The sequence below is a fragment of the Pseudoduganella sp. RAF19 genome, from assembly GCF_052114165.1.
GTDB lineage: Bacteria > Pseudomonadota > Gammaproteobacteria > Burkholderiales > Burkholderiaceae_D > Rugamonas.
Genome location: NZ_JBFREF010000008.1, coordinates 107,598 through 126,453, shown reverse-complemented (window position 1 = coordinate 126,453; position 18,856 = coordinate 107,598). Strand labels below are relative to the sequence as shown.

Here is an 18,856-nt window from a genome sequence, read left to right as displayed (position 1 = left end):
TAGATTCGTTCACGAGAGTATCCCCTATTCCAGCGGCAGTGAGAGCACGAATATGCTGCCTTTGCCCTGCTGGCTGGAGCAGCTGATTTTGCCTCCCAGCAGTCCGGCCAGTTGCTGGCTCAGATGCAGGCCAAGGCCCGTGCCTTCGAATTGCCGCGTTGTCCCCTGGTCGATCTGGGTGAATGCCTGGTACAGCTTGTCCTGGTGATGCTGGGCGATCCCAACGCCCGTATCTGTCACGCTGATCAGCGCGTGTTTCATCGATTTCTCCAGCACGACATTGACTTCGCCGGAATCCGTAAACTTGATCGCATTGTTCATCAGGTTCATCAGGATCTGCTGCAGCGCGCGGCGGTCGGTGCGCAGCGTCACCGGATCAGCCGGTGCACGGAACTGCAACACCAGGCCTTTTTGCCGCGCCTGCGGCCGGAACACCAGCGCCAGTTCTTCAATCACGGCGCGGCAGTTGACCGGCTCAGGATGCAGTTCCACTTTTCCGGATGCGATCTTGGTCAGGTCCAGCAAGTCGTTAATTAATGAGAGCAGATGGCGTGCGCTGGACTGCACGGTGCGCAGCTGCTTTTCCTGTTCCGCATTGACCGGGCCGGGCAACTGCATCAGCAGCGTTCCAGTAAAGCCGATCACGGCGTTGAGTGGCGTTCGCAGTTCATGCGACATATTCGCCAGAAAGCGGTCCTTGGCCTGGTTGGCGCGGGACAGTTCCAGATTCTTTTCATGCAGCGCCTGCTCGAAGCGCTTACGTTCGCTGATGTCGCGGATCGCGCTCATGATCAGCGTGCCTTGCCCGGTCGCGACAGGACTCAGGCTGATTTCGACCGGAAATTCATGGCCATCCTTGCGCAGGCCATACAGCTCGCGGCCAGCGCCCATCGGCCGTACACTCGGCTGGCGCGCATAGCCATTGCGGTGCGATTCATGCATCGCACGAAAACGCGCCGGCATCAATTCTTCCAGCAGCTTGCCTTGCAGCTCGCCGCGCGCATACCCGAATAGCATATCGGCCTGACTATTGGCCAGCACCACGCGGCCGTGTGCATTGGCCATGATGACCGCATCCGGCACGGATTCCAGCAAGCTGCCGAACCGCACTTCTGCGTCTTGCGTATCCTTGTGATCCAGCTTACCGAACTCTGTCGCCATCGTACAGCTTTCAGAAAGTAAGTACCTGCCTTAGGGCTTTCCTGAAAGACAGTCTAAGGGATCGACAGAATCTCCGCAACAACACGCTGCAGAATGGCGGGATGGCGGCCCAGTGCCACGTGGCCTATTCCACCAAATGGGATATTTTTCGCACCCGGTAGATGGCAGGAAGTCTGCGGCGCGATGATGTTGTCGTGATAAGAATAGATCGATGTGAACAGGCCACGCTGCTCGCGGTCAAAGGCTTCCAGCTGCTGCAGCCACTCGCAACTAAGCTGCATTTGCCTGGCGTTGTTGCCAACGCCCATGCTGGCGAGTCCCGTTCCATGATGTGGAGTGCCAAGCGTAATCACGCGCGCCACATCGCTTGCACCGTGGCGGCGCAGCCAGGCCCGCGCTACCAGGCCGCCCATGCTGTGTCCCACAATTGCAACTTTGTGCGCTCCGCTCGCCTTGCGCAAGGCTTGCACGGCACGCTCGACCTGGGCCGCGTAGTCGTCGATGGACGCGGTCATCGGCTCCAGATTGACGGTGGTGTGACTGATGCGCTCATGCTCCAGCATGCCGCTCAGGTGCGCCCAGAAGCCGCCATTGGCGCCATACCCGTGTATCAGCAGTACCGGCGTCCCGCGCGGATTGCTTGCGATATGCATGCGCTCCCGATGGCGCAGCATATTCCACGATGTGGTCAGCATGGTGGACGAATATTCATCCAGGAACAGGCGCAAGCGGCCGAACAGGTCCAGCTTGTGCTCATCGGGCGGCGCGCTGCCCATGCGCGCGGCAAGACGGAAGTTGTTGGCGGTGATGATCATACGTACCAGCAGCACGATCACGATCGCCAGCACCAGCGCGACGTCGAGCGGCATCCAGCGTGAGAACAGATACCAGAACAGTCCCGCCGCCACCAGCTGGACGACCATGATCACTGCAAGTACGCGTGCTACCACCTGCCCTCTCCTATGCCGCGACAGGCCTTGGCGCAGGACGGCCCGTCAGATCCTCGGCCAGACCACTGGCCAGCCTCGCTACGATACCGTAAATCGACAGCTGGGGATTGGCGCCGATCGAGGTCGGGAATAACGAACCATCATGTACTGAAAGATTCGTAACGCCGTGATAACGCCCTTTTGGATCGGTCACACCGTTGCGATCATCTGCCGACATCATGCAGCCACCCATCACGTGCGCCGATACCACGCGCGTGATCAGCTTTTGCATCGGCAGCGCGCTGATGGCCTGTCTGGCTTCGTTCCAGCTGGTATAGGTCTGCGCCAGTTCGTGCACCGGCGACACGCCATTGGCGCCGGCTGCGAACTGAATCTCTGCCATCGTCAGCAGCGCGCGGCGCGCGCCATCCCACACGTAATCGGTGAGCGGATAGTCCACCACCGGCGAGCCATCGCTGCGCAGCTCCACCGCGCCGCCCTGCGCACCATCGTGGAAACCATCGCGCAGCAGCGCCAGCATGCCCTGCACATGCGGATACTTGTGCAGCAGGGCCGCATGGGCTGCGCCGAATCCCGCCATGGTCGTGGCTGATATCAGCGGATGCATGGGTGCCACTTCGAGCTTGTAGCCAATCGGTCCGTCCACCGGACCAGTGTGCAGGAAGTGGTCGGAATACACGGTCTGCGGCGCGCCGGAGTAGGCTTCCACCGGCTGCGGATAGGTCGCCGCCGATACCACCACCGGATGCAGGAAAGTACGTTTGCCCAGCAAGCCATGCGGGTCGGGTGCGCCGGAGCGCATCAGCAGCGCGGGCGAGTTGATCGCGCCGCCCGCCACCACAAAGTGTCTGGCCTTCAGCGTGATGCGGCGGCCGTTGGATTCGATGCCGTCGGCAGTGAGCGCGCTGCAATCGAGGCGTTCTGCACGGCCATTCTGCAAGGCGAAACGCTCGGCGCGGGCGCGCGTGAGCAGCGTGGCGCCATGCGACAGCGCGCCCGGAATGGTCGTCACCAGCATCGATTGCTTGGCATTGGTCGGACAACCCATGCCGCAGTAGCCCAGATTCCAGCAGCCGTTCACGTTGCGGCGAATATGGCCGAAGGAGATGCCCAGCTTTTGCGCCCCCTCGCCCAGCAGGCCATTGTTGGCATTGGGCGGCGTCGGCCAGTCGGCGATGTGCAGGCGCTCTTCCATCAGCTGGAACCATGGCGCCAGCGCGGCAACGTTGTAGTCCTTCAGGCCATAGCGGTTCTGCCACCAGGACAGCGTGTCGGGCGGCGTGCGGAAGCTGGAAGTCCAGTTGACGGTGGTCGAACCGCCCACGGTGCGGCCCTGCAGAATGTTGATGGCTTTGTCCTTGGACTTGCGCGCGGCCGATTCCTGGTAAAGCTGGGGATAGGCGTCGGCCTCGCGCATCTTGAAGTCGCGCGAGGATTTCAGCGCGCCCTCTTCCACGATGACCACGCGCAGCCCGGCCAGACTGAGGATTTCGGCCGTGACGCCACCACCGGCGCCGCTGCCGACGATGACCACGTCGGCATCGAGCGTCAGGTCCTTGTCGAGTGCTGAGGCGTCGATGACTTTCCAGCCGGAGGCCAGGCCGGCGGTGATTGGATCTGGGATTGGGCTCGTCATGCGCTCAGCTCCTTCAGCGGACCGGGATAGCCAATGGCCGCCCAGCTCACCGGGTCGGCATACCAGGCGCCCAGCACCAGGTCGTGCAGCGCGTGATAAGCCGTTTGCAGCAGGCCGAGACGATGCGTGCGCCAGCTTTGCAGGAAGTCCGCCAGTTCCTCCGGCGTGGCTTCGCGCCAGTTGCGGATACCGGCCAGCAGATGGCGCGTGGGCGCCAGCGAGAGCAATGCAAACAGATCGGCGACTTCTTTTTGCGTGGGCAGCGGCAGGCCGGCTATGGCGCCGGCGACGCGGTCCACTGCGCCATCCAGAACGGCTTTACGCTGCGCTGTGTCCTGCGGCAGCACCGGGCCAACGATGGCCGGCACCAGGGCGGCCACAATGGTGCGCGCGTTGTCGTCCATCGCATAGCGCTGCAGGATTGGCGGATGCAGCTGGCGATAGACGGCGCCGCCCGCGGCCAGCGCCAGCGCCCCCAGCAGCCCCGCTTTCAGAAACGATCTGCGTTGCATGGTCTCCCCTTGTGATATTTTTAGTCACAAAAGTGTACGTTCGTGCGGGGATTCGTAATAGAGGAAAACCTCTAACTGCTGGTGGCAGGCACGATGTGCCAGCCACCGGCTAGACGCCGCGTACCAAAATGGCCGATGCGGCACGCGTACCAAAGTGGCAGATGCGGCGCGTACCAAAGTGGCTGGCGCGGCGCGCCTGCCACTAGGGGTTAGCTTTGGGTTTGCTGCGCGCGATAATCTGGCGGGCGATACCGCGCAGGATATTGACTTCTTCCGTTTCCAGGCCGGTGCGCGAGAACATGCGCTTCAGGCGGGGCATCAGCTTGCGCGGGTTGCTGGCGTCGAGGAAGCCGACTTCCACCAGCGCCTGTTCCAGGTGCTCGTACATGCCCTCGATCTGCGCCAGGCTGGCCGTTTCGCCGTGGAAGCCCACATCGGTCGCGGCGCGCTGCCCCGCCAGCGCCGCCATGCGGCATTCATACACCAGCACCTGCGCCGCCTGCGCCAGATTGAGCGAAGAATACTCAGGATTGGCCGGAATATTCACCAGCACATTGGCCTGCTGCACGATGTCGTTGGGCAGACCGAAGCGTTCGTTGCCGAAGATCAGCGCGGCACGCAATGACTCATCCGCCGCAACATGCTCGCCCACCTCGCGCGGCGACTGCACCGGCGGCGAGAACTCGCGCAAGCGCGCCGAAACCGCTGCGGCGAAGTTGATGCCATCCAGCGCCTCCGCCATCGATTCCACAATGCGCGCCGATGCCAGGATATCCTGCGCCCCGCTGGCAAAAGCCACCGCTTCCTCGTGCTGCAGCGCGCCTTCGAAGCGTGGATTGACCAGCACCAGTTCCGAAAAGCCCATGGTTTTCATGGCCCGCGCCACCGAACCGATATTGCCGGGACGGCTGGTTTCCACCAGCACGACGCGCAGCCGGGAAAACAGGGAAGGTGCGGATTCGGTCAGCTTCATTTAAAATAGCGGAATTCTGCGTTGGCAAACGGGGCGGCAATTGTACCTCTCCCAGCGGCGCACCGTTCTTTCTCACTCTTGTTCACAAACCGTCGCCGGAAGCGCGAAGCGCTGCCGCGGGCGGTATTGCCTATTTTACGGAAGCTAGTATGCACCCAATGCTCAATACGGCCATCAAGGCCGCGCGCCGTGGCGCCGCCGTCATCAACCGCGCCTCTTTCGACCTGGACCGCGTCAACGTAACGGAAAAGCAACATAACGATTTCGTTACCGACGTTGATCAGGCCGCCGAGCAGGCCATTATCGAAGTGCTGCTGGGTGCGTATCCGGGCCACGCCATCTTCGCCGAAGAATCCGGCATCACGGGCACTGTGAACGACGAGAGTGAGTTTGTGTGGATCATCGATCCACTGGACGGCACCACCAACTTCATGCACGGCTTCCCTCAGTACGCCATCTCCATCGCCCTGCAGCAAAAAGGCGTGGTGACCCAGGCCGTCGTCTACGATCCTGTGCACAACGACCTGTTCACCGCCACCAAGGGCGCCGGCGCCTACCTGAACGAAAAGCGCATCCGCGTGAACAAGCTGGACCGCATCAGCGGCGCCCTGCTGGCTTCGGGCTACAAGCCAGGCAGCCCGGCCGCCATCGCCGAATTCGCCAAGATGTTCACCATCATGGCTGAGCGTTCGCACGGCATCCGCCGTGCCGGCGCCGCGTCGCTGGACCTGGCCTACGTGGCATGCGGCCGCCTGGACGGCTACTACGAGAAGAACCTGAAACCTTGGGATATCGCCGCCGGCGCCCTGCTGGTAACGGAAGCTGGCGGCATCGCCGGCGAGTTCAATGGCGAGTCCAACTATATGAATACCGGCCACATCATCGCCGCCAGCCCGAAAGTCTTTGGCCAGATGGTGCCTCTGCTGGCCGAATTCGCCTGATTTAAGAACCCACGGCAAAGACCGGTGGCAGGCACGATGTGCCTGCCACCTGGGGTTCGCCCTGGGTTTCAGAAAATGGGGACGTAACACATTTAACTTGAAAATGTGTTACGTCCCCATTTTCTGTTGTTTCCGCACGTCAATTATTCCCAGATTGCTGCTATACTGACTGATGAGTTGCCACTCGGCAATACATCCATTTTTAAGAATTAACTATGTCCTTTTCCCAACTTGGTTTGTCCGAGGCGATCGTCCGTGCCGTGACCGAAACCGGCTACACGGCGCCGACCCCGATTCAGACGCAGGCGATCCCTGCGGTGCTGAACGGTGGCGATCTGCTGGCGGGTGCCCAGACCGGCACCGGCAAAACCGCAGGCTTTACCCTGCCGGTGCTGCACCGCCTCTCCACCGACGCTCTCGGCATCAAGCTGACCAATAACACGTCGCCACGACCGATCCGCGCCCTGATCCTGACCCCGACCCGCGAACTCGCGGCCCAGGTCGAGGAAAGCGTAAAGATGTACGGCAAGCACACCCGCCTGAATTCGGCGGTGATCTTCGGCGGCGTGAGCATCAATCCACAGATCAAACTGCTGAAGCACGGCGTCGACATCCTGGTCGCCACACCGGGCCGCCTGCTGGACCACCTGGCCCAAGGCACCGTCAACCTGGACAAGATCGAGATCCTGATCCTGGACGAAGCCGACCGCATGCTGGACATGGGCTTCATCCGCGACATCCGCAAAGTGCTCGCTGCCCTGCCGGCCAAGCGCCAGAACCTGCTGTTCTCCGCTACTTTCTCCGACGAGATCAAGGCGCTGGCCGATGGCCTGCTGGACAAGCCGGCCACCATCGAAGTCGCACGCCGCAATTCCACCGTGGAAGTCATCGCGCAGAAGATCCACCCGGTCGACCGCGACAAGAAGCATCCGATGCTGTCCCACCTGATCCGCACCCACAAGTGGACGCAGGTGCTGGTGTTCACCCGCACCAAGCACGGCGCCAACAAGCTGGTCGAGCAGCTGGGCAAGGACGGCATCAATGCCATGGCCATCCACGGCAACAAGAGCCAGAGCGCCCGTACCCGCGCCCTCGCCGAGTTCAAGGACGGCACCCTGCAGTGCCTGGTTGCGACCGATATCGCCGCGCGCGGCATCGACATCGACCAGCTGCCGCACGTGGTCAACTACGACCTGCCGAATGTGCCGGAAGATTATGTGCACCGTATCGGCCGCACCGGCCGCGCTGGTGCGACGGGCGAAGCCGTGTCGCTGGTGTGCGTGGACGAGCACGTCATGCTGCGCGATATCGAGCGCCTGATCAAGCAATCGCTGCCACGCGAAGTGATTCCGGGCTTCGAGCCGGACCCGAACGCGAAAGCACAACCGATCCAGCTGCGCAGCGGTACCGGCCATCACCGCAATCCACGCCCGAACGGCGGCGGTGGCAATGGCGGTGGACGTGGCAACGGCCAGCAGCGTGCCAATGGTAGTGGCGGCAACGGTGGCCAGCGCTCCAACGGCGGCCAGCGCGCGGCCAACGGCAGCAACGGCACACCGCGTTCCGCGGCAGGTCCGGTGGACGGCATCCGCCGCAACGGCCCGCGCCCTGCGGGTCCGCGCCCGAGCGGCCCACGCAACGGCCCGCGCGCCGGCGGACGCTAAGCAACACCCACGGCCGAAACCTGGTGTCAGCCACGATGTGGCTGACACCTGCATCTGCCGTGGGTTCTTCTTTGCTTCGACGTAGCGCATAGCCCTGTCGTGGTAGCATGCTGAGCCATGCCGAAATTCGCCGCCAATCTGTCCATGCTGTTCACCGAAGTGCCCTTCATCGAGCGCTTTGCAGCAGCCCGCAACGCCGGCTTCGACGCCGTTGAATTCCTCTTCCCCTACGCCTTCGACGCCGACGATATCGCCGAGCGCCTGCAACGTCATCAGCTTCAACTCGTGCTGCACAACACGCCGCCCGGCGACTGGAATGCGGGCGAGCGCGGCATGGCTTGCGATCTGCGCCGCGTCGACGAATTCAAAGCCAGCATTCACACCGCGCTGGCATATGCCACCGAACTGAAGGTCCCGCGCGTGCACTGCATGGCCGGCATCCTGCCTGGCGGCCTCGCGCCCGAACGCGCACGGGAAGCCTACATCGCCAACCTGCAGTACGCCGCCGATCAGTTCGCGCCGCACGGCATCGACGTGCTGATCGAGCCGATCAACAGCTACGATATTCCCGGCTACTTCCTGAACGGCTCCCGGCAGGCGCTGGAGATTCTGGCCGAAGCGGCGCGCCCCAATCTCGGCCTGCAATACGACATCTATCACATGCAGCGCATGGAAGGCGAGCTGAGCAACACGATCCGCGCCTGCCTGCCGCATATCCGCCACATGCAGCTGGCTGATACGCCAGGCCGCCACGAGCCGGGCACGGGCGAAATCAACTACCCTCACCTGTTCCGCCTGCTCGATGAACTCGGCTACGGCGGCTGGATCGGTTGCGAGTACATACCATCGGCCAGCACTGAAGCCAGCCTGGGCTGGCTGCCACGCACGGCCTGAACCGCATCTTTGCGCTGGCGCAAACGCCGCCGGCCGCAGCAGGATCAAGATGGGATCTCTGTCATGGAGGTCGCCATGCGTCCCATCGTCCTGCTCACCCTGCTTTTGGCCCTGAGCGGCTGCGCCAGCAACGCGCGGCTCAATCAGGTGCGCGACTTTGCCGACCAGGCGCCCAAGCTGGCCGGCTTCGTCGATCTCAGCGCGCGCTTCCGCGATACCTACAAACGCGAGCAGCCTTATCTCTCGCCGCAAGCCGAGGCGCGCGAGCGGGTGATCGACATCAAGCGCCACGAAGCCTATCCCGATTTCATCGCGCTGCACGACGCCGTCAGCAGCTATCTTCACGCGCTGGGTGAGCTGGCCGCGCACGGACGCTACGACTTCAGCGCCGAAAACAAGGCAATGGCCACCAGCATCAAAGCCTGGCCCGGCACTGGTCTGGAAGAGCGCCACGTCAACGCCTACAACGCGCTTTCGCGGCTCCTGCTGCGCGCAGCGGGCACGCGTGAGCAGGACAAAGCGGTGCAAGCCCTGCTGCGCGAAGGCTACCAGCCACTGCAGGATGCGCTGGATGCCATGCACACCCTGCTACGCTACTTCAGCAAAAATAATGAAAACGAAGAACGCATCGTGATGGGGATGCTGGAATCGGAAATTCCTTTTGCCGAAGATCCCCACGACCGCCTGCTGGCGGCGCTGGCCAAGTCCCACCAGCAGGAAAAAACCACCGAATATCGCCTGATCAGCCTGCGTCACACGCTTGCAGCAAAACACGTGGATGATCTGCGTGAGCGACACCTGGCGCTCTATCGCGCCCTCGATCCAGCAGCCCCCGCCATTGAAACCGGCACGCCAACCGCCGCACTGCAAGGAGCCCGTCCATGAGCCTGACCGCCAGCCTGCCGCAAGACCTGGAAGCTTTGGCCGACAGCCTGTCCGCCTGCGCCGACGAACTGCATTCCCGCCTGATGCGCGCCCTGCGCCGCCAGCAGCCCATGCAGGGCGGGCTGTCGCAAGGCGCTGCCCAGGCTCTGTTCGAGAACGAAGTCGCGCTGCGCCAGCAGGCCAACAGCCTGTATATCGATGCCGCCACCGTCTCGCTGCAGGGCATGGGTGCCACGCGCCAGGAGCTGCTGGACCTGGCGGCCAAGACCCGTCTCACCATCCGCCGCATCGACGTGATGAAGGATCTGGCCGACATCACGGCCGACTTGCTGGGCGTGGCCGCTGCAGTGGTGGCCATGCGCCCCGAGCATCTGGCCGACCCGTTGCAGAACCTGCGCACCCACCTCGCAGCACTGCATGATGACAGGAGTGCATAAACTCCGCAGCAGGCATACAATGGTCTTCCGGACAACAAAATTCGGAGACCTACCATGGCGCAACTTACCCCCTACCTGACGTATGGCGGCAATTGCAGGGAAGCGTTCGAGTATTACCGGGAACATATCGGTGCTACCGAGCTCATGATCCGGCCCTTCCGGGGCAGTCCGGCGGAAGCCGACGTGCCCGAGGATTGGAAGGACAAGACCCTGCACGCGTCGTTGATGGTAGGCGGCAATATGCTGCTGGCGTCCGATTGTCCGCCGCACGTCCCTTATCACGGCATGCAAGGTGTTTCCATCATGCTGTCCACGCCCACGGATGCGGAAACCCAGCGCATCTTCGACGCCCTCGCGCGCGGCGGCAGGATCATCATGCCGCTCGGCCAGACGTTTTGGGCCAGCAGCTTCGGCATGGTCACTGACCAGTTCGGTGCGCCCTGGATGGTCATGACCGACAGTACGCTAAAACAGTAAATCTGCCCGCGGGGGGGCCGCCATGAATGGATTGACGCCAGAACAGCTTGCGTCGTTACAGGCAGCACTGGAGCAGCGCAAAGTCGCGCTGCTGAACCAGCTCGGCGACCGCGTCGAGGGCATCGTCACGCGTGCCCAGGCGGTCGAGGAAATCGAAACCTCGCCGGCCGATAGCGCCAGCAATCGCACGCTGAATCAGCTGGAACTGGAGGCTGATGAACACAAGCTCAATCAGCTCAGTTGTATCCGCCACGCGCTCGCCAAGATCGAGGATGGCAGCTACGGCCTGTGTGAGAACTGCGACGCGGAGATTCCGTTCTCGCGCTTGAACGCGCGCCCTGAGGCGGGTCTGTGCATTGCTTGCCAGACCAGGCTGGAGAAGGCTATCCGCTAGGTGGCGGGTCAATGACCCGCCCTACGATGCGTCACGGGCGCGATATGATGCGTCACGGGCGCGGTCCTGTGGCAGCGTGCGCAGCGGTTCTGTGCCAGCGTGCGCAGCGGTTCTGGCGCACGGCCTATAATGGCCTCATGGGCTACAAGACCATTCTCGTGCATGCTGATGAGGCGCCCCATTCGGCGGCGCGCATCCTGATGGCGGCCGAACTTGCGCTGCAGGAGGGCGCGCATGTGATCGGCGTGTCCACCACCGGCATTTCACGCTTCCTGTACCAGGGCGAAACGGTGGATGAAGAAGATCCCAACCTGGTCCGCCATCTCGACGTGCTGCGCGAGCGCGCAGCCCACGCACTGGCCGAATTCGCGCCCCGCCTGCGCCACGTTGGCGTGCAATCTTTCGAGCAGCGCGTGCTGGACGATGAGCCCGGCGCCGGCATCAGCCTGATGGCCCGCCATGCGGATCTGGTCGTCATCGGCCAGTCCGCGCCCCAGCAGCGCGGCGGCCCTGATGTGCCGGCCGAAGTGCTGAGCGGTTCAGGCAAACCGGTATTGATATTGCCTTACAGCGCGCGCACTTCGTCCGCTATTGCGGTCGATTCGGCCGGTCTGGCCAGCGCGGGCGGACCGGCGCCCGGCCGCCACATCCTCGCCGCCTGGAACGCCAGCAAGGAAGCCGCGCGTGCGCTGGACGACGCCCTGCCCCTGCTGCTGCGCGCAGAGAGCGTGACGATTGCGATTTTCGATGCGGAGGAACGCCCCGGCATTTATGGCGATCCGCCAGGCAGCGAAGTGCAGGCCTGGCTGGAGCGCCACGGCATTCACGCGCAACTGGTGCTGCAGCAGTCGGAGCGCCAGGGCTTGCTGAAGCGTCCCGGCAATGTGGGGGAGCACCTGCTCGCACTGGCTGGCGAGCGCGGCTGCGATTTGCTGGTGATGGGGGCGTACGGACATTCGCGCTTCCGCGAATCCCTGCTGGGCGGCGTCACGCGCACCGTGCTCGATGCAATGACCTTACCGGTGCTGCTGTCGCATTAATCCTCGGACAGCCAGGGCAGGCTGCGGATCTTGGCCACCTGGCGCTGCGCCAGCAGCTTCCACAACTGCAAAGCATCGTCCTGGCCGCAGGACATATGGCGCGGGCTGGCCAGCGCAATTTCGCAATCGCGGTCCGACCATTCTTCGAAACGTACGGTGCCGCCCGTGGCGACTTCGACCTGGTACATCAAGCCATCGTCATAACCGAACTTGAGCACCGCCGAACCGGGCGTGCCGTCGGGGGCGGCAATTTTGCCGCCATACACTTCTGCCAGGGCCGCGGCAAGCTGGGCTTCCGTCGGGGCCGATACATCACGGCCATCCGGCCGCGTGAGCAATACCCATGCCTGTGTCATTGACGCTCTCCCTCTTCAAAAAAGCGTATGCAGTCTTCTGGCAGATAATGTACTGGTCAGCACTCCAGGGCTGTTGATCTGCGTCTAGTCCAAGCGGTTCAATGACGCCTGATGCTCACTTTATTGTAGCAACTCTCGTTACCGGCAATTACTTTAGTTCAGGACAGTGTTAGTGGGCCGCAACAGACTTCACACCCACTGCGGAACCGATAATACGGCGAAATCCTTCCAGTCACCGTTCTCGATGTGTCCGTCTGCGCGCTCGATGTGGTGCGTACCCAACTGGCGGAAAATATCGATGGCCTGCTGTTCAGTCTGGTCGTCCACCGCGACCGCAATCATCATGCCGGCCTTGCGCGGCTCAACCTGGTTGGCGACGCTGCCGCCCTCCTCTTTCTCTCCCGCATCCTTCATGTGGGAGAAACTGTAGAGCGAACCAACGTGCCCGCCCACCAGTCCCCCCAGCGCCGGACCAAGCGGGCCGGTCAGGGGGATGGTCGCCGCGCCCAGTGCCGCGCCAATGGCGGCGCCTGCCGCCACGCCTTCACCCACACCGGCCGGGGTTTCCTTGGCGCCGGGGGAATTATCGCGATCGCCGCCGAGAGGGATGACGGCGTGCTGACCCTGGGTGTTCACATAAAAGCTGCTGATGCGATCGTCCGCAAATCCGGCCGCGCGCAGCGATTCGCGCGCACGGTCAATTTCGTCTTGCAACTGTAGATGGGCTGCGATGATTTTGCTCATATCGCTCTCCTGCCAGAGTGAAAAATGCCCCCAGCTTGCCGTGCCCACCCGTTGCGCACTGTACGCGGACGCACACAGCCCTTTTGGCGATGACAGCCGTATAATAAAAATTCCAAATAAGATGCCACTTTGCCATGAGTAGCTTCTATAACGAAAGTCCGGACGATCTCCAGACGGCCGTGCAGCCAACGGCCATCGCCTTGTCCGAACTGCTGGACGGACATCCGGTAGCGACTTTCGTGATCGGCACCGACCATGTGGTGACGCACTGGAATAAAGCCTGCGAACACTTGCTGGGCTGGAGCACCGCCGAAATGGTCGGCACAACGAAGCACTGGCAAGCGTTCTACGCCCGCCCGCGTCCCTTGCTGGCCGACCTGATCGTTTCCGGCGTCGATCCGGCGGATGACGATTACTACCGCGGCAAACACAAGCACTCCGCCCTGATTTCCGGCGCTTACGAGGCGGAAGACTTCTTCCCTAATCTCGGCGAGGCCGGCCACTGGTTGAACTTCACCGCCGCACCGCTGCGCGGCCCCAACGGCGAACTGGTGGGCGCCATCCAGAGCCTGCGCGACGTGACCGAGCGGCGCGTGGCGGAAAACGAATTGCGCCGCGCCCATGACACGCTGGAGCATGTGGTTCTCAAACGCACCGCGCAGCTGGCGGAACTCAACGCCAAGCTGGAGGAAGACATCCGCCAGCGCCAGCAGGCCGAAGATGAACTGCGCCGCCGCAACGTGGAACTCACCGACCTCAACGAACAGCTTGGCAAGGCCCAGCAGCAGCTGGTGCAGTCGGAGAAGATGGCGTCCATCGGCCAGCTGGCCGCCGGCGTGGCGCACGAAATCAACAATCCGATCGGCTACATCTTTTCCAACTTCGGCACCCTGCAAAGCTATCTGGATAATCTCTTCGCCATGCTGGACGCCTACCAGCAAGCCGAAGGCAGCATCGCGTCGCCGGAAGTGGCCGAGCGCCTGCGTTCCATGCGGCACCAGGTCGAACTGGGCTTCCTGCGCGAAGACATCCCCTCGCTGATGCAGGAATCGAAGGAAGGCATCGTGCGCGTGCGCCACATCGTCCAGGACCTGAAGGACTTTTCGCGCCTTGATACCCAGCAGGACTGGGTGTGGGCCAATCTGCATCAGGGCATCGATTCGACGCTAAATATCGTGGCCAACGAAGTGAAGTACCGCGCCGAAGTGGTGCGCGAATACGGCGACCTGCCCGACATCGAATGCCTGCCCCTGCAACTCAATCAGGTGGTGATGAACCTGGTGGTCAACGCGGCACAGGCCATTGGTGCGCAGCGTGGCAGCATCAAGCTGTGCACCGGCCGCGAAGGCGAGAACGTCTGGCTGACCGTCAGCGACAACGGCAGCGGCATCGCACAGGAAAACCTGGGCCGCATCTTTGATCCCTTCTTTACCACCAAGCCCGTGGGCAAGGGGACCGGACTCGGGCTCTCGCTGGCTTACGGCATCATCCGGAAACACCATGGCCGCATCGAAGTGGATTCCACGCCCGGCAAAGGCACTTGCTTCCGTATCACGCTGCCGATCCGCCACCCGCCCGAACAGGAGACTCGCCCATGAATTCTGCCGCGCCAAGCGCCGCCGAAGCCAGTTCGTCCACCTTGCTGTGCGTGGACGATGAGCCGAATATTCTGTCCTCGCTGCGCCGCCTGTTTCGCGGCAAGGGCTACCGGGTGCTGACCGCCGAAAGCGGCGCGGAGGGTTTGCAGGTATTGGAGAGCGAGCCGGTGGATCTGGTGATCTCGGACATGCGCATGCCCGAAATGGACGGCGCGCGCTTTCTCGCCAAGGTGCGCGAGCGCTGGCCCGACACGGTGCGCCTGCTGCTGACGGGCTATTCGGATATTCAATCCATCCTCGACGCCATCAACAAGGGCGAGATCTACCGCTACATCACCAAGCCCTGGGACGACAACGATATCCTGCTGGTGGTACGCCACGCGCTGGAACGCCACGAGCTGGAGGCACTCACCAGGCGTCAGCACGCGGAGCTGGTGGAGCTGAACCACTCGCTGGAGCAGAAGGTGGAGGCACGCACCCGTCAACTCAAGCTGGCCCACGATGCCGCTGTCTCGGCCAACGAAAAGCTGAAGCAAAACTTCCTCACCACGATCAAGATCCTGTCGGGCATCGTTGAAATGCGCGGCAGCAGCCTGCCCGGCCACGCGCGCCAGGTGGCCGATCTGGCGCGCAAGATCGCCATTCAGCTCAAGCTCGATGCCAGGGAAGTGCAGGACGTGTTCATCGCCTCGCTGTTGCATGACCTAGGCCGCATCGGCTTTTCGGACGAGATGCTGAAGACGCCCGTCACCCTGCTGCAAGGCGAGAAGCTGGCGCAGTACCGCAAACATCCCCTGTTTGCCGAGCACCTGCTGATGCCGCTGAACGACTTGCACGGTGTGGCATCCATTCTGCGCTCGCAGATGGAGCGCTTCGACGGCAATGGCCATCCGGACCGTCTGATCGGCTTTGCGATTCCCATGGGCGCGCGCATCCTGGCGCTGGCAACCGATTACTACAATCTGCAGCAAGGCGCGCTGGTGCAGCGCCATGTGAAGGCTGAGGAAGCAAAGTCCCTGATTCTAGACGCCAGCGGCAAGCGCTATGACCCGGCCGTGGTGATGGCCTTCCGCCAGATCATCGATGGCGGCACGCCGGCCGGCGAGGAGCCGAATGGCGTGGAGCTTCTTTCCGGCGAGCTGATGCCCGGCATGGTGCTGGCGCGCGACCTGGTGAGCCGCGATGGTCTGATGCTGCTGGCCGCCGACCACACGCTCGATGCGCGCATGATCCAGCAAGTGCAGGACTTCGAGAAGAAAAGCGGCGCGCGCTTGCCGATCTGGGTCAGGCAGCGGCACCCGGCGGGCTGACCGGCAGGTGCACAGTGAAGGCTGTGCCCTTCCCCACTTCCGAGATCACTTCGATATGTCCGCCGTGGCGGTTGACGATGCCATAGGACAGCGACAGCCCCAGCCCCGTTCCGCTGCCAACCGGCTTGGTGGTGAAGAAGGGCACGAAGATCCGCTTCAGATTTTCGGGCGCGATGCCAACGCCATTGTCCTGAATCCGCACCCACACCCAGCCCTCACGCGTGCCTGTAATGATGCGAATGACGCCGTGATCCTTGATGGCTTGCGCCGCATTGATCAGCAAATTCATGAACACCTGATTCAGCTGGGAAGCCAGGCAGCGCACCAGCGGCAGCGGGCCGTAATGCTTTTCCACCGTGGCCTTGAACTTGATCTCGTTGTGGGCGATGTTCAGCGTGCTGTCGAGGCCCTGGTGCAGATTGGCCATCTGCCATTCCGTTTCGCCGACGTGGGAAAAGTCTTTCAGCGCCTGCACGATGTCGCGCACGCGGCGCAGGCCGTCAAGGGATTCGCGCACCAGGGCGCGTGTGTCGTCCTTCAGGAAATCGAGGTCGGCGTGCTGCAGCGCTGGCAGCACGCGCGCCTGCACCGCCGGCTGGTCGGCGCTGGCCTGCTGGTAGGCGTCGATCACCGAGAACAGCGTGCCGACATAGGAGGCCATGGTGCCCATATTCGAATTCACGAAGCCGACCGGGTTATTGATCTCGTGCGCGATGCCGGCCGCCAGCTGGCCGATGGACGCCATCTTCTCCGCTTGCAGCAGCTGTTCATGCGCCTCGCGCAGCTGGGTGATCAGCTCGCGCTGCGCGGTGATGTCGGTGAGGGAGCCAATCACCTCCAGCGGCGCACCGGCTTCGTCGCGGATCAGGCGCAGCTGGTCGTGCATCCACAGATAACGGCCATCGGCGGCGCGAAAGCGGTACTCATAGGTGCGCTCGCCTTCCGTGAAGATGCTGGCCAGGCTGGAAACGATCGTGGGCGCGTCATCGGGATGAATATGGTCGAACCAGAAGTTCGGGTCCGCCAGCATGTCCTCCGGCCGGTAGCCCAGCACATTGAAGGCATTGTTGCTGACGAAAGTCATCTTGAAGTCGCCCGACGGCACGGTGGCGTAGATGATGGCCGGCGTGTTATCGACCAGGTACTTCAGGCGCTGCAGGGGCGACGCGGGCTCGGTAGCCCGCTGCGGGGATTCGGAGGTGAAGAATTCGAAGTCTTCAAACTCCATGGCCTGCTACCAGTTGGCCCACGCGTAGGAGCGCGACGGGACGGGCATGGCGAGCATCACTGGCTCGGGTTGCGGCGGCGGCGGTGCAGGCAGCCATTCGCGCGGATCGACACGGTAGTATTTCTGCAGCTCGCCAAACAGCTCGGCGTGGCGCTCGGCCAGCTGCCAGGGCTTGCCGAAGAAGGTTTCGGTGGCGACGGCAAAGAATTCGGCGGGACTGGTGGCGCCGTAATGATCGAGCACGCTGTCGTGGCGGCCGAAATAGGCATCGCGGCGCAGCGCATCGAAATCGCGCGACAGCACCTGCGACCAGCTGCGGTAGCTGTCCTGGCTACCCAGGTAAGGCGCGCCGTTATTGGCGCCCGATTCGCTGTCCAGCTGATGGGCAAATTCATGCAGCACGACGTTGTGTCCTTCCGGCCAGTCGTAGGAGCTGCGCAGCACGTCGTCCCAGGACAGCACCACGCGGCCATCCTTCCACGATTCGCCCAGCATCTGCTGGCGCGCATCGGTGATCACGCCGCCCGGTCCCGTCTCCGGACGATTGGCAATGAAAGCGCCGGGATACAGCAGGATGCTGTGCAGGGCTGGGTAGACTTTGGAGGGACGGTTCAGCAGCAGCAGGCAAGCCTGGGCGGCAATGGTGACGCGCATTTCCTCGGTCACTTCAAGACCGGCGCAGCCGATGAACTTTTTCTGGTGCAGGAATTGCAGGATCAGACGCTGCAACTGCTGCTGCAGCGGCGCGGCCATGCGGCCGTAGATGGGAATATTTCGCTCGAGAATAGCCAAGGCGGAAGCCGGCAAAGGCCGGGACAGCGCCCGCTTCAGGGTCAGGCGCGGATACCAATACGGCGCCGACAAAGCCAGCACCGCCAAAGTCAACCAGATCAAAGCTTCCATAAGGCCGTCCATAACAGAACTCGTCCGCCACAGATGAGGCTGGCTGTCGGCATTTCAATGCCGACAATGGAAGCTTACACCGATCTTTACGGTTGCGCCTTTTGCAGCGAAGCGGGCGCACCGAACAGCGCGGCAACCAGCGGATCGCGGGTCACCGGGCCGCGGTTCACGCGAATGGCGTAATGGGTATCATCGGCCAGGATATGGAAATGGCGGCCATTGCCGGCCATGCTCTGCTCGCGCAGGCTGGGGCGTTCCTTGCGTGGCGGCGCACCTTCGCGCTTCGGCTGGGCGATCGCAGCCAGGAAGGCTTTGACGCGCTCGGCATCCGGGGTCAGCTGGTAGACAGCCTTGCCCAGGTAGGTGGCGGTACCTTCAATATAACGAGCCAGTTCGATCACGCCTGCGTCGCGCAGGTCGCGGATATATTTGCGAGCGCCGGACGGCGAAAACTTCAGGAACCAGGCGATTTCGTCCGCCAGCATTTCATGGTTCTGCAGTTCGCCAATCAGCTTTTGCATGTTCTCGATGCGGCGCAGGGTCGCAGAGGTCGAGCGCACGCGCTCGATCGGGGCCAACGACAGGGCTTTGCGCTCAGTCACGGGACCGGGCCTTTCGACCAGGGCCAGGTGCGGGCGGGTCAAAGCCGCTGCGGGCGACAGCTCCTGGCGGGCTGCCACTGCTTCTGCGGGGGTCACATCGTTTGCTTCTCTGATTGCATGCATTTGAACACTCCTTATAACGATCCAGGAT

The 18,856-nt window shown here is 62.8% G+C and carries 20 protein-coding genes; 10 read left to right on the top strand and 10 right to left on the bottom strand.

The genetic code is table 11. From position 1 onward, the window contains the following. Positions 1 to 24: 24 nt before the first annotated feature. From AB4Z19_RS21490 to AB4Z19_RS21470, 5 genes are all read right to left on the bottom strand, one after another. On the bottom strand, positions 25 to 1,161 hold the full coding sequence (locus tag AB4Z19_RS21490; RefSeq protein ID WP_442024769.1) for an ATP-binding protein: 1,137 nt from the start codon (positions 1,159 to 1,161) through the stop codon (positions 25 to 27). Positions 1,162 to 1,214: 53 nt separating this feature from the next. Further along, entirely contained in the window at positions 1,215 to 2,111 is an 897-nt protein-coding gene (locus tag AB4Z19_RS21485; protein ID WP_442035942.1) for an esterase/lipase family protein, read from the bottom strand. 10 nt (positions 2,112 to 2,121) lie between these two features. Then, positions 2,122 to 3,747, bottom strand: coding sequence for a GMC family oxidoreductase N-terminal domain-containing protein (locus AB4Z19_RS21480; protein ID WP_442024765.1), 1,626 nt, complete (start codon positions 3,745 to 3,747; stop codon positions 2,122 to 2,124). Continuing rightward, the gene (locus AB4Z19_RS21475; protein ID WP_442024763.1) at positions 3,744 to 4,259 is read right to left on the bottom strand and encodes a hypothetical protein; all 516 of its coding nucleotides are present in this window, start codon (positions 4,257 to 4,259) and stop codon (positions 3,744 to 3,746) included. The genes AB4Z19_RS21480 and AB4Z19_RS21475 overlap by 4 nt, the downstream gene beginning before the upstream one ends. Before the next feature lie 202 nt (positions 4,260 to 4,461). Further along, positions 4,462 to 5,232: an RNA methyltransferase gene (locus tag AB4Z19_RS21470; protein ID WP_442035941.1), complete on the bottom strand. Its 771-nt coding sequence runs from the start codon at positions 5,230 to 5,232 to the stop codon at positions 4,462 to 4,464. 158 nt (positions 5,233 to 5,390) lie between these two features. On the opposite strand from AB4Z19_RS21470, the gene AB4Z19_RS21465 reads away from it, so the two are divergent. The 8 genes from AB4Z19_RS21465 (at position 5,391) to AB4Z19_RS21430 (ending at position 11,964) form a co-directional block, all read left to right on the top strand. Then, positions 5,391 to 6,173 (top strand): inositol monophosphatase family protein, encoded by a 783-nt coding sequence (locus AB4Z19_RS21465; protein ID WP_442023615.1) that lies wholly within the window; start codon positions 5,391 to 5,393, stop codon positions 6,171 to 6,173. Positions 6,174 to 6,388: 215 nt separating this feature from the next. Next, positions 6,389 to 7,837, top strand: coding sequence for a DEAD/DEAH box helicase (locus AB4Z19_RS21460; protein WP_442023610.1), 1,449 nt, complete (start codon positions 6,389 to 6,391; stop codon positions 7,835 to 7,837). 117 nt (positions 7,838 to 7,954) lie between these two features. Then, positions 7,955 to 8,731, top strand: a complete 777-nt coding sequence (gene otnI, locus AB4Z19_RS21455; protein ID WP_442023608.1) for a 2-oxo-tetronate isomerase — start codon at positions 7,955 to 7,957, stop codon at positions 8,729 to 8,731. Positions 8,732 to 8,806: 75 nt separating this feature from the next. Continuing rightward, a complete protein-coding gene (locus AB4Z19_RS21450; protein ID WP_442023606.1) occupies positions 8,807 to 9,616 on the top strand; it encodes a hypothetical protein in 810 nt (269 codons plus the stop codon). After that, the gene (locus AB4Z19_RS21445) at positions 9,613 to 10,053 is read left to right on the top strand and encodes a hypothetical protein (RefSeq protein WP_442023604.1); all 441 of its coding nucleotides are present in this window, start codon (positions 9,613 to 9,615) and stop codon (positions 10,051 to 10,053) included. Before AB4Z19_RS21450 ends, AB4Z19_RS21445 begins: the two co-directional genes overlap by 4 nt. A 54-nt stretch (positions 10,054 to 10,107) precedes the next feature. Continuing rightward, complete coding sequence (locus AB4Z19_RS21440; RefSeq protein ID WP_442023602.1) at positions 10,108 to 10,530, top strand: VOC family protein; 423 nt, start codon at positions 10,108 to 10,110, stop codon at positions 10,528 to 10,530. Positions 10,531 to 10,552: 22 nt separating this feature from the next. Then, a complete protein-coding gene (locus tag AB4Z19_RS21435) occupies positions 10,553 to 10,924 on the top strand; it encodes a TraR/DksA family transcriptional regulator (RefSeq protein WP_442023600.1) in 372 nt (123 codons plus the stop codon). Positions 10,925 to 10,935: 11 nt separating this feature from the next. After that, positions 10,936 to 11,964, top strand: coding sequence for a universal stress protein (locus AB4Z19_RS21430; RefSeq protein WP_442023598.1), 1,029 nt, complete (start codon positions 10,936 to 10,938; stop codon positions 11,962 to 11,964). Here AB4Z19_RS21430 and AB4Z19_RS21425 read toward each other — a convergent pair. Together AB4Z19_RS21425 and AB4Z19_RS21420 are read right to left on the bottom strand one after the other, a co-directional pair. Continuing rightward, positions 11,961 to 12,320 carry a hypothetical protein gene (locus AB4Z19_RS21425; RefSeq protein WP_442023596.1) on the bottom strand — a complete coding sequence of 120 codons (360 nt, stop codon included), beginning with the start codon at positions 12,318 to 12,320 and terminating at the stop codon, positions 11,961 to 11,963. The genes AB4Z19_RS21430 and AB4Z19_RS21425 overlap by 4 nt on opposite strands. A gap of 189 nt (positions 12,321 to 12,509) precedes the next feature. Then, positions 12,510 to 13,064 (bottom strand): hypothetical protein, encoded by a 555-nt coding sequence (locus AB4Z19_RS21420; protein WP_442023594.1) that lies wholly within the window; start codon positions 13,062 to 13,064, stop codon positions 12,510 to 12,512. A 134-nt stretch (positions 13,065 to 13,198) separates the two neighbouring features. Here AB4Z19_RS21420 and AB4Z19_RS21415 point away from each other — a divergent pair, with 134 nt between their 5' ends. Both AB4Z19_RS21415 and AB4Z19_RS21410 read left to right on the top strand, forming a co-directional pair. Then, on the top strand, positions 13,199 to 14,662 hold the full coding sequence (locus AB4Z19_RS21415; RefSeq protein ID WP_442023592.1) for an ATP-binding protein: 1,464 nt from the start codon (positions 13,199 to 13,201) through the stop codon (positions 14,660 to 14,662). Further along, entirely contained in the window at positions 14,659 to 15,972 is a 1,314-nt protein-coding gene (locus AB4Z19_RS21410; RefSeq protein WP_442023590.1) for an HD domain-containing phosphohydrolase, read from the top strand. Before AB4Z19_RS21415 ends, AB4Z19_RS21410 begins: the two co-directional genes overlap by 4 nt. Here AB4Z19_RS21410 and AB4Z19_RS21405 read toward each other — a convergent pair. The 3 genes from AB4Z19_RS21405 to AB4Z19_RS21395 form a co-directional block, all read right to left on the bottom strand. Continuing rightward, the gene (locus AB4Z19_RS21405; protein WP_442035940.1) at positions 15,947 to 17,200 is read right to left on the bottom strand and encodes an ATP-binding protein; all 1,254 of its coding nucleotides are present in this window, start codon (positions 17,198 to 17,200) and stop codon (positions 15,947 to 15,949) included. The genes AB4Z19_RS21410 and AB4Z19_RS21405 overlap by 26 nt on opposite strands. Positions 17,201 to 17,206: 6 nt before the next feature. Then, the gene (locus tag AB4Z19_RS21400; protein WP_442023586.1) at positions 17,207 to 18,103 is read right to left on the bottom strand and encodes a zinc-dependent peptidase; all 897 of its coding nucleotides are present in this window, start codon (positions 18,101 to 18,103) and stop codon (positions 17,207 to 17,209) included. An 86-nt stretch (positions 18,104 to 18,189) separates the two neighbouring features. After that, positions 18,190 to 18,828, bottom strand: coding sequence for a winged helix-turn-helix domain-containing protein (locus tag AB4Z19_RS21395; RefSeq protein ID WP_442035939.1), 639 nt, complete (start codon positions 18,826 to 18,828; stop codon positions 18,190 to 18,192). Positions 18,829 to 18,856 lie beyond the last annotated feature (28 nt).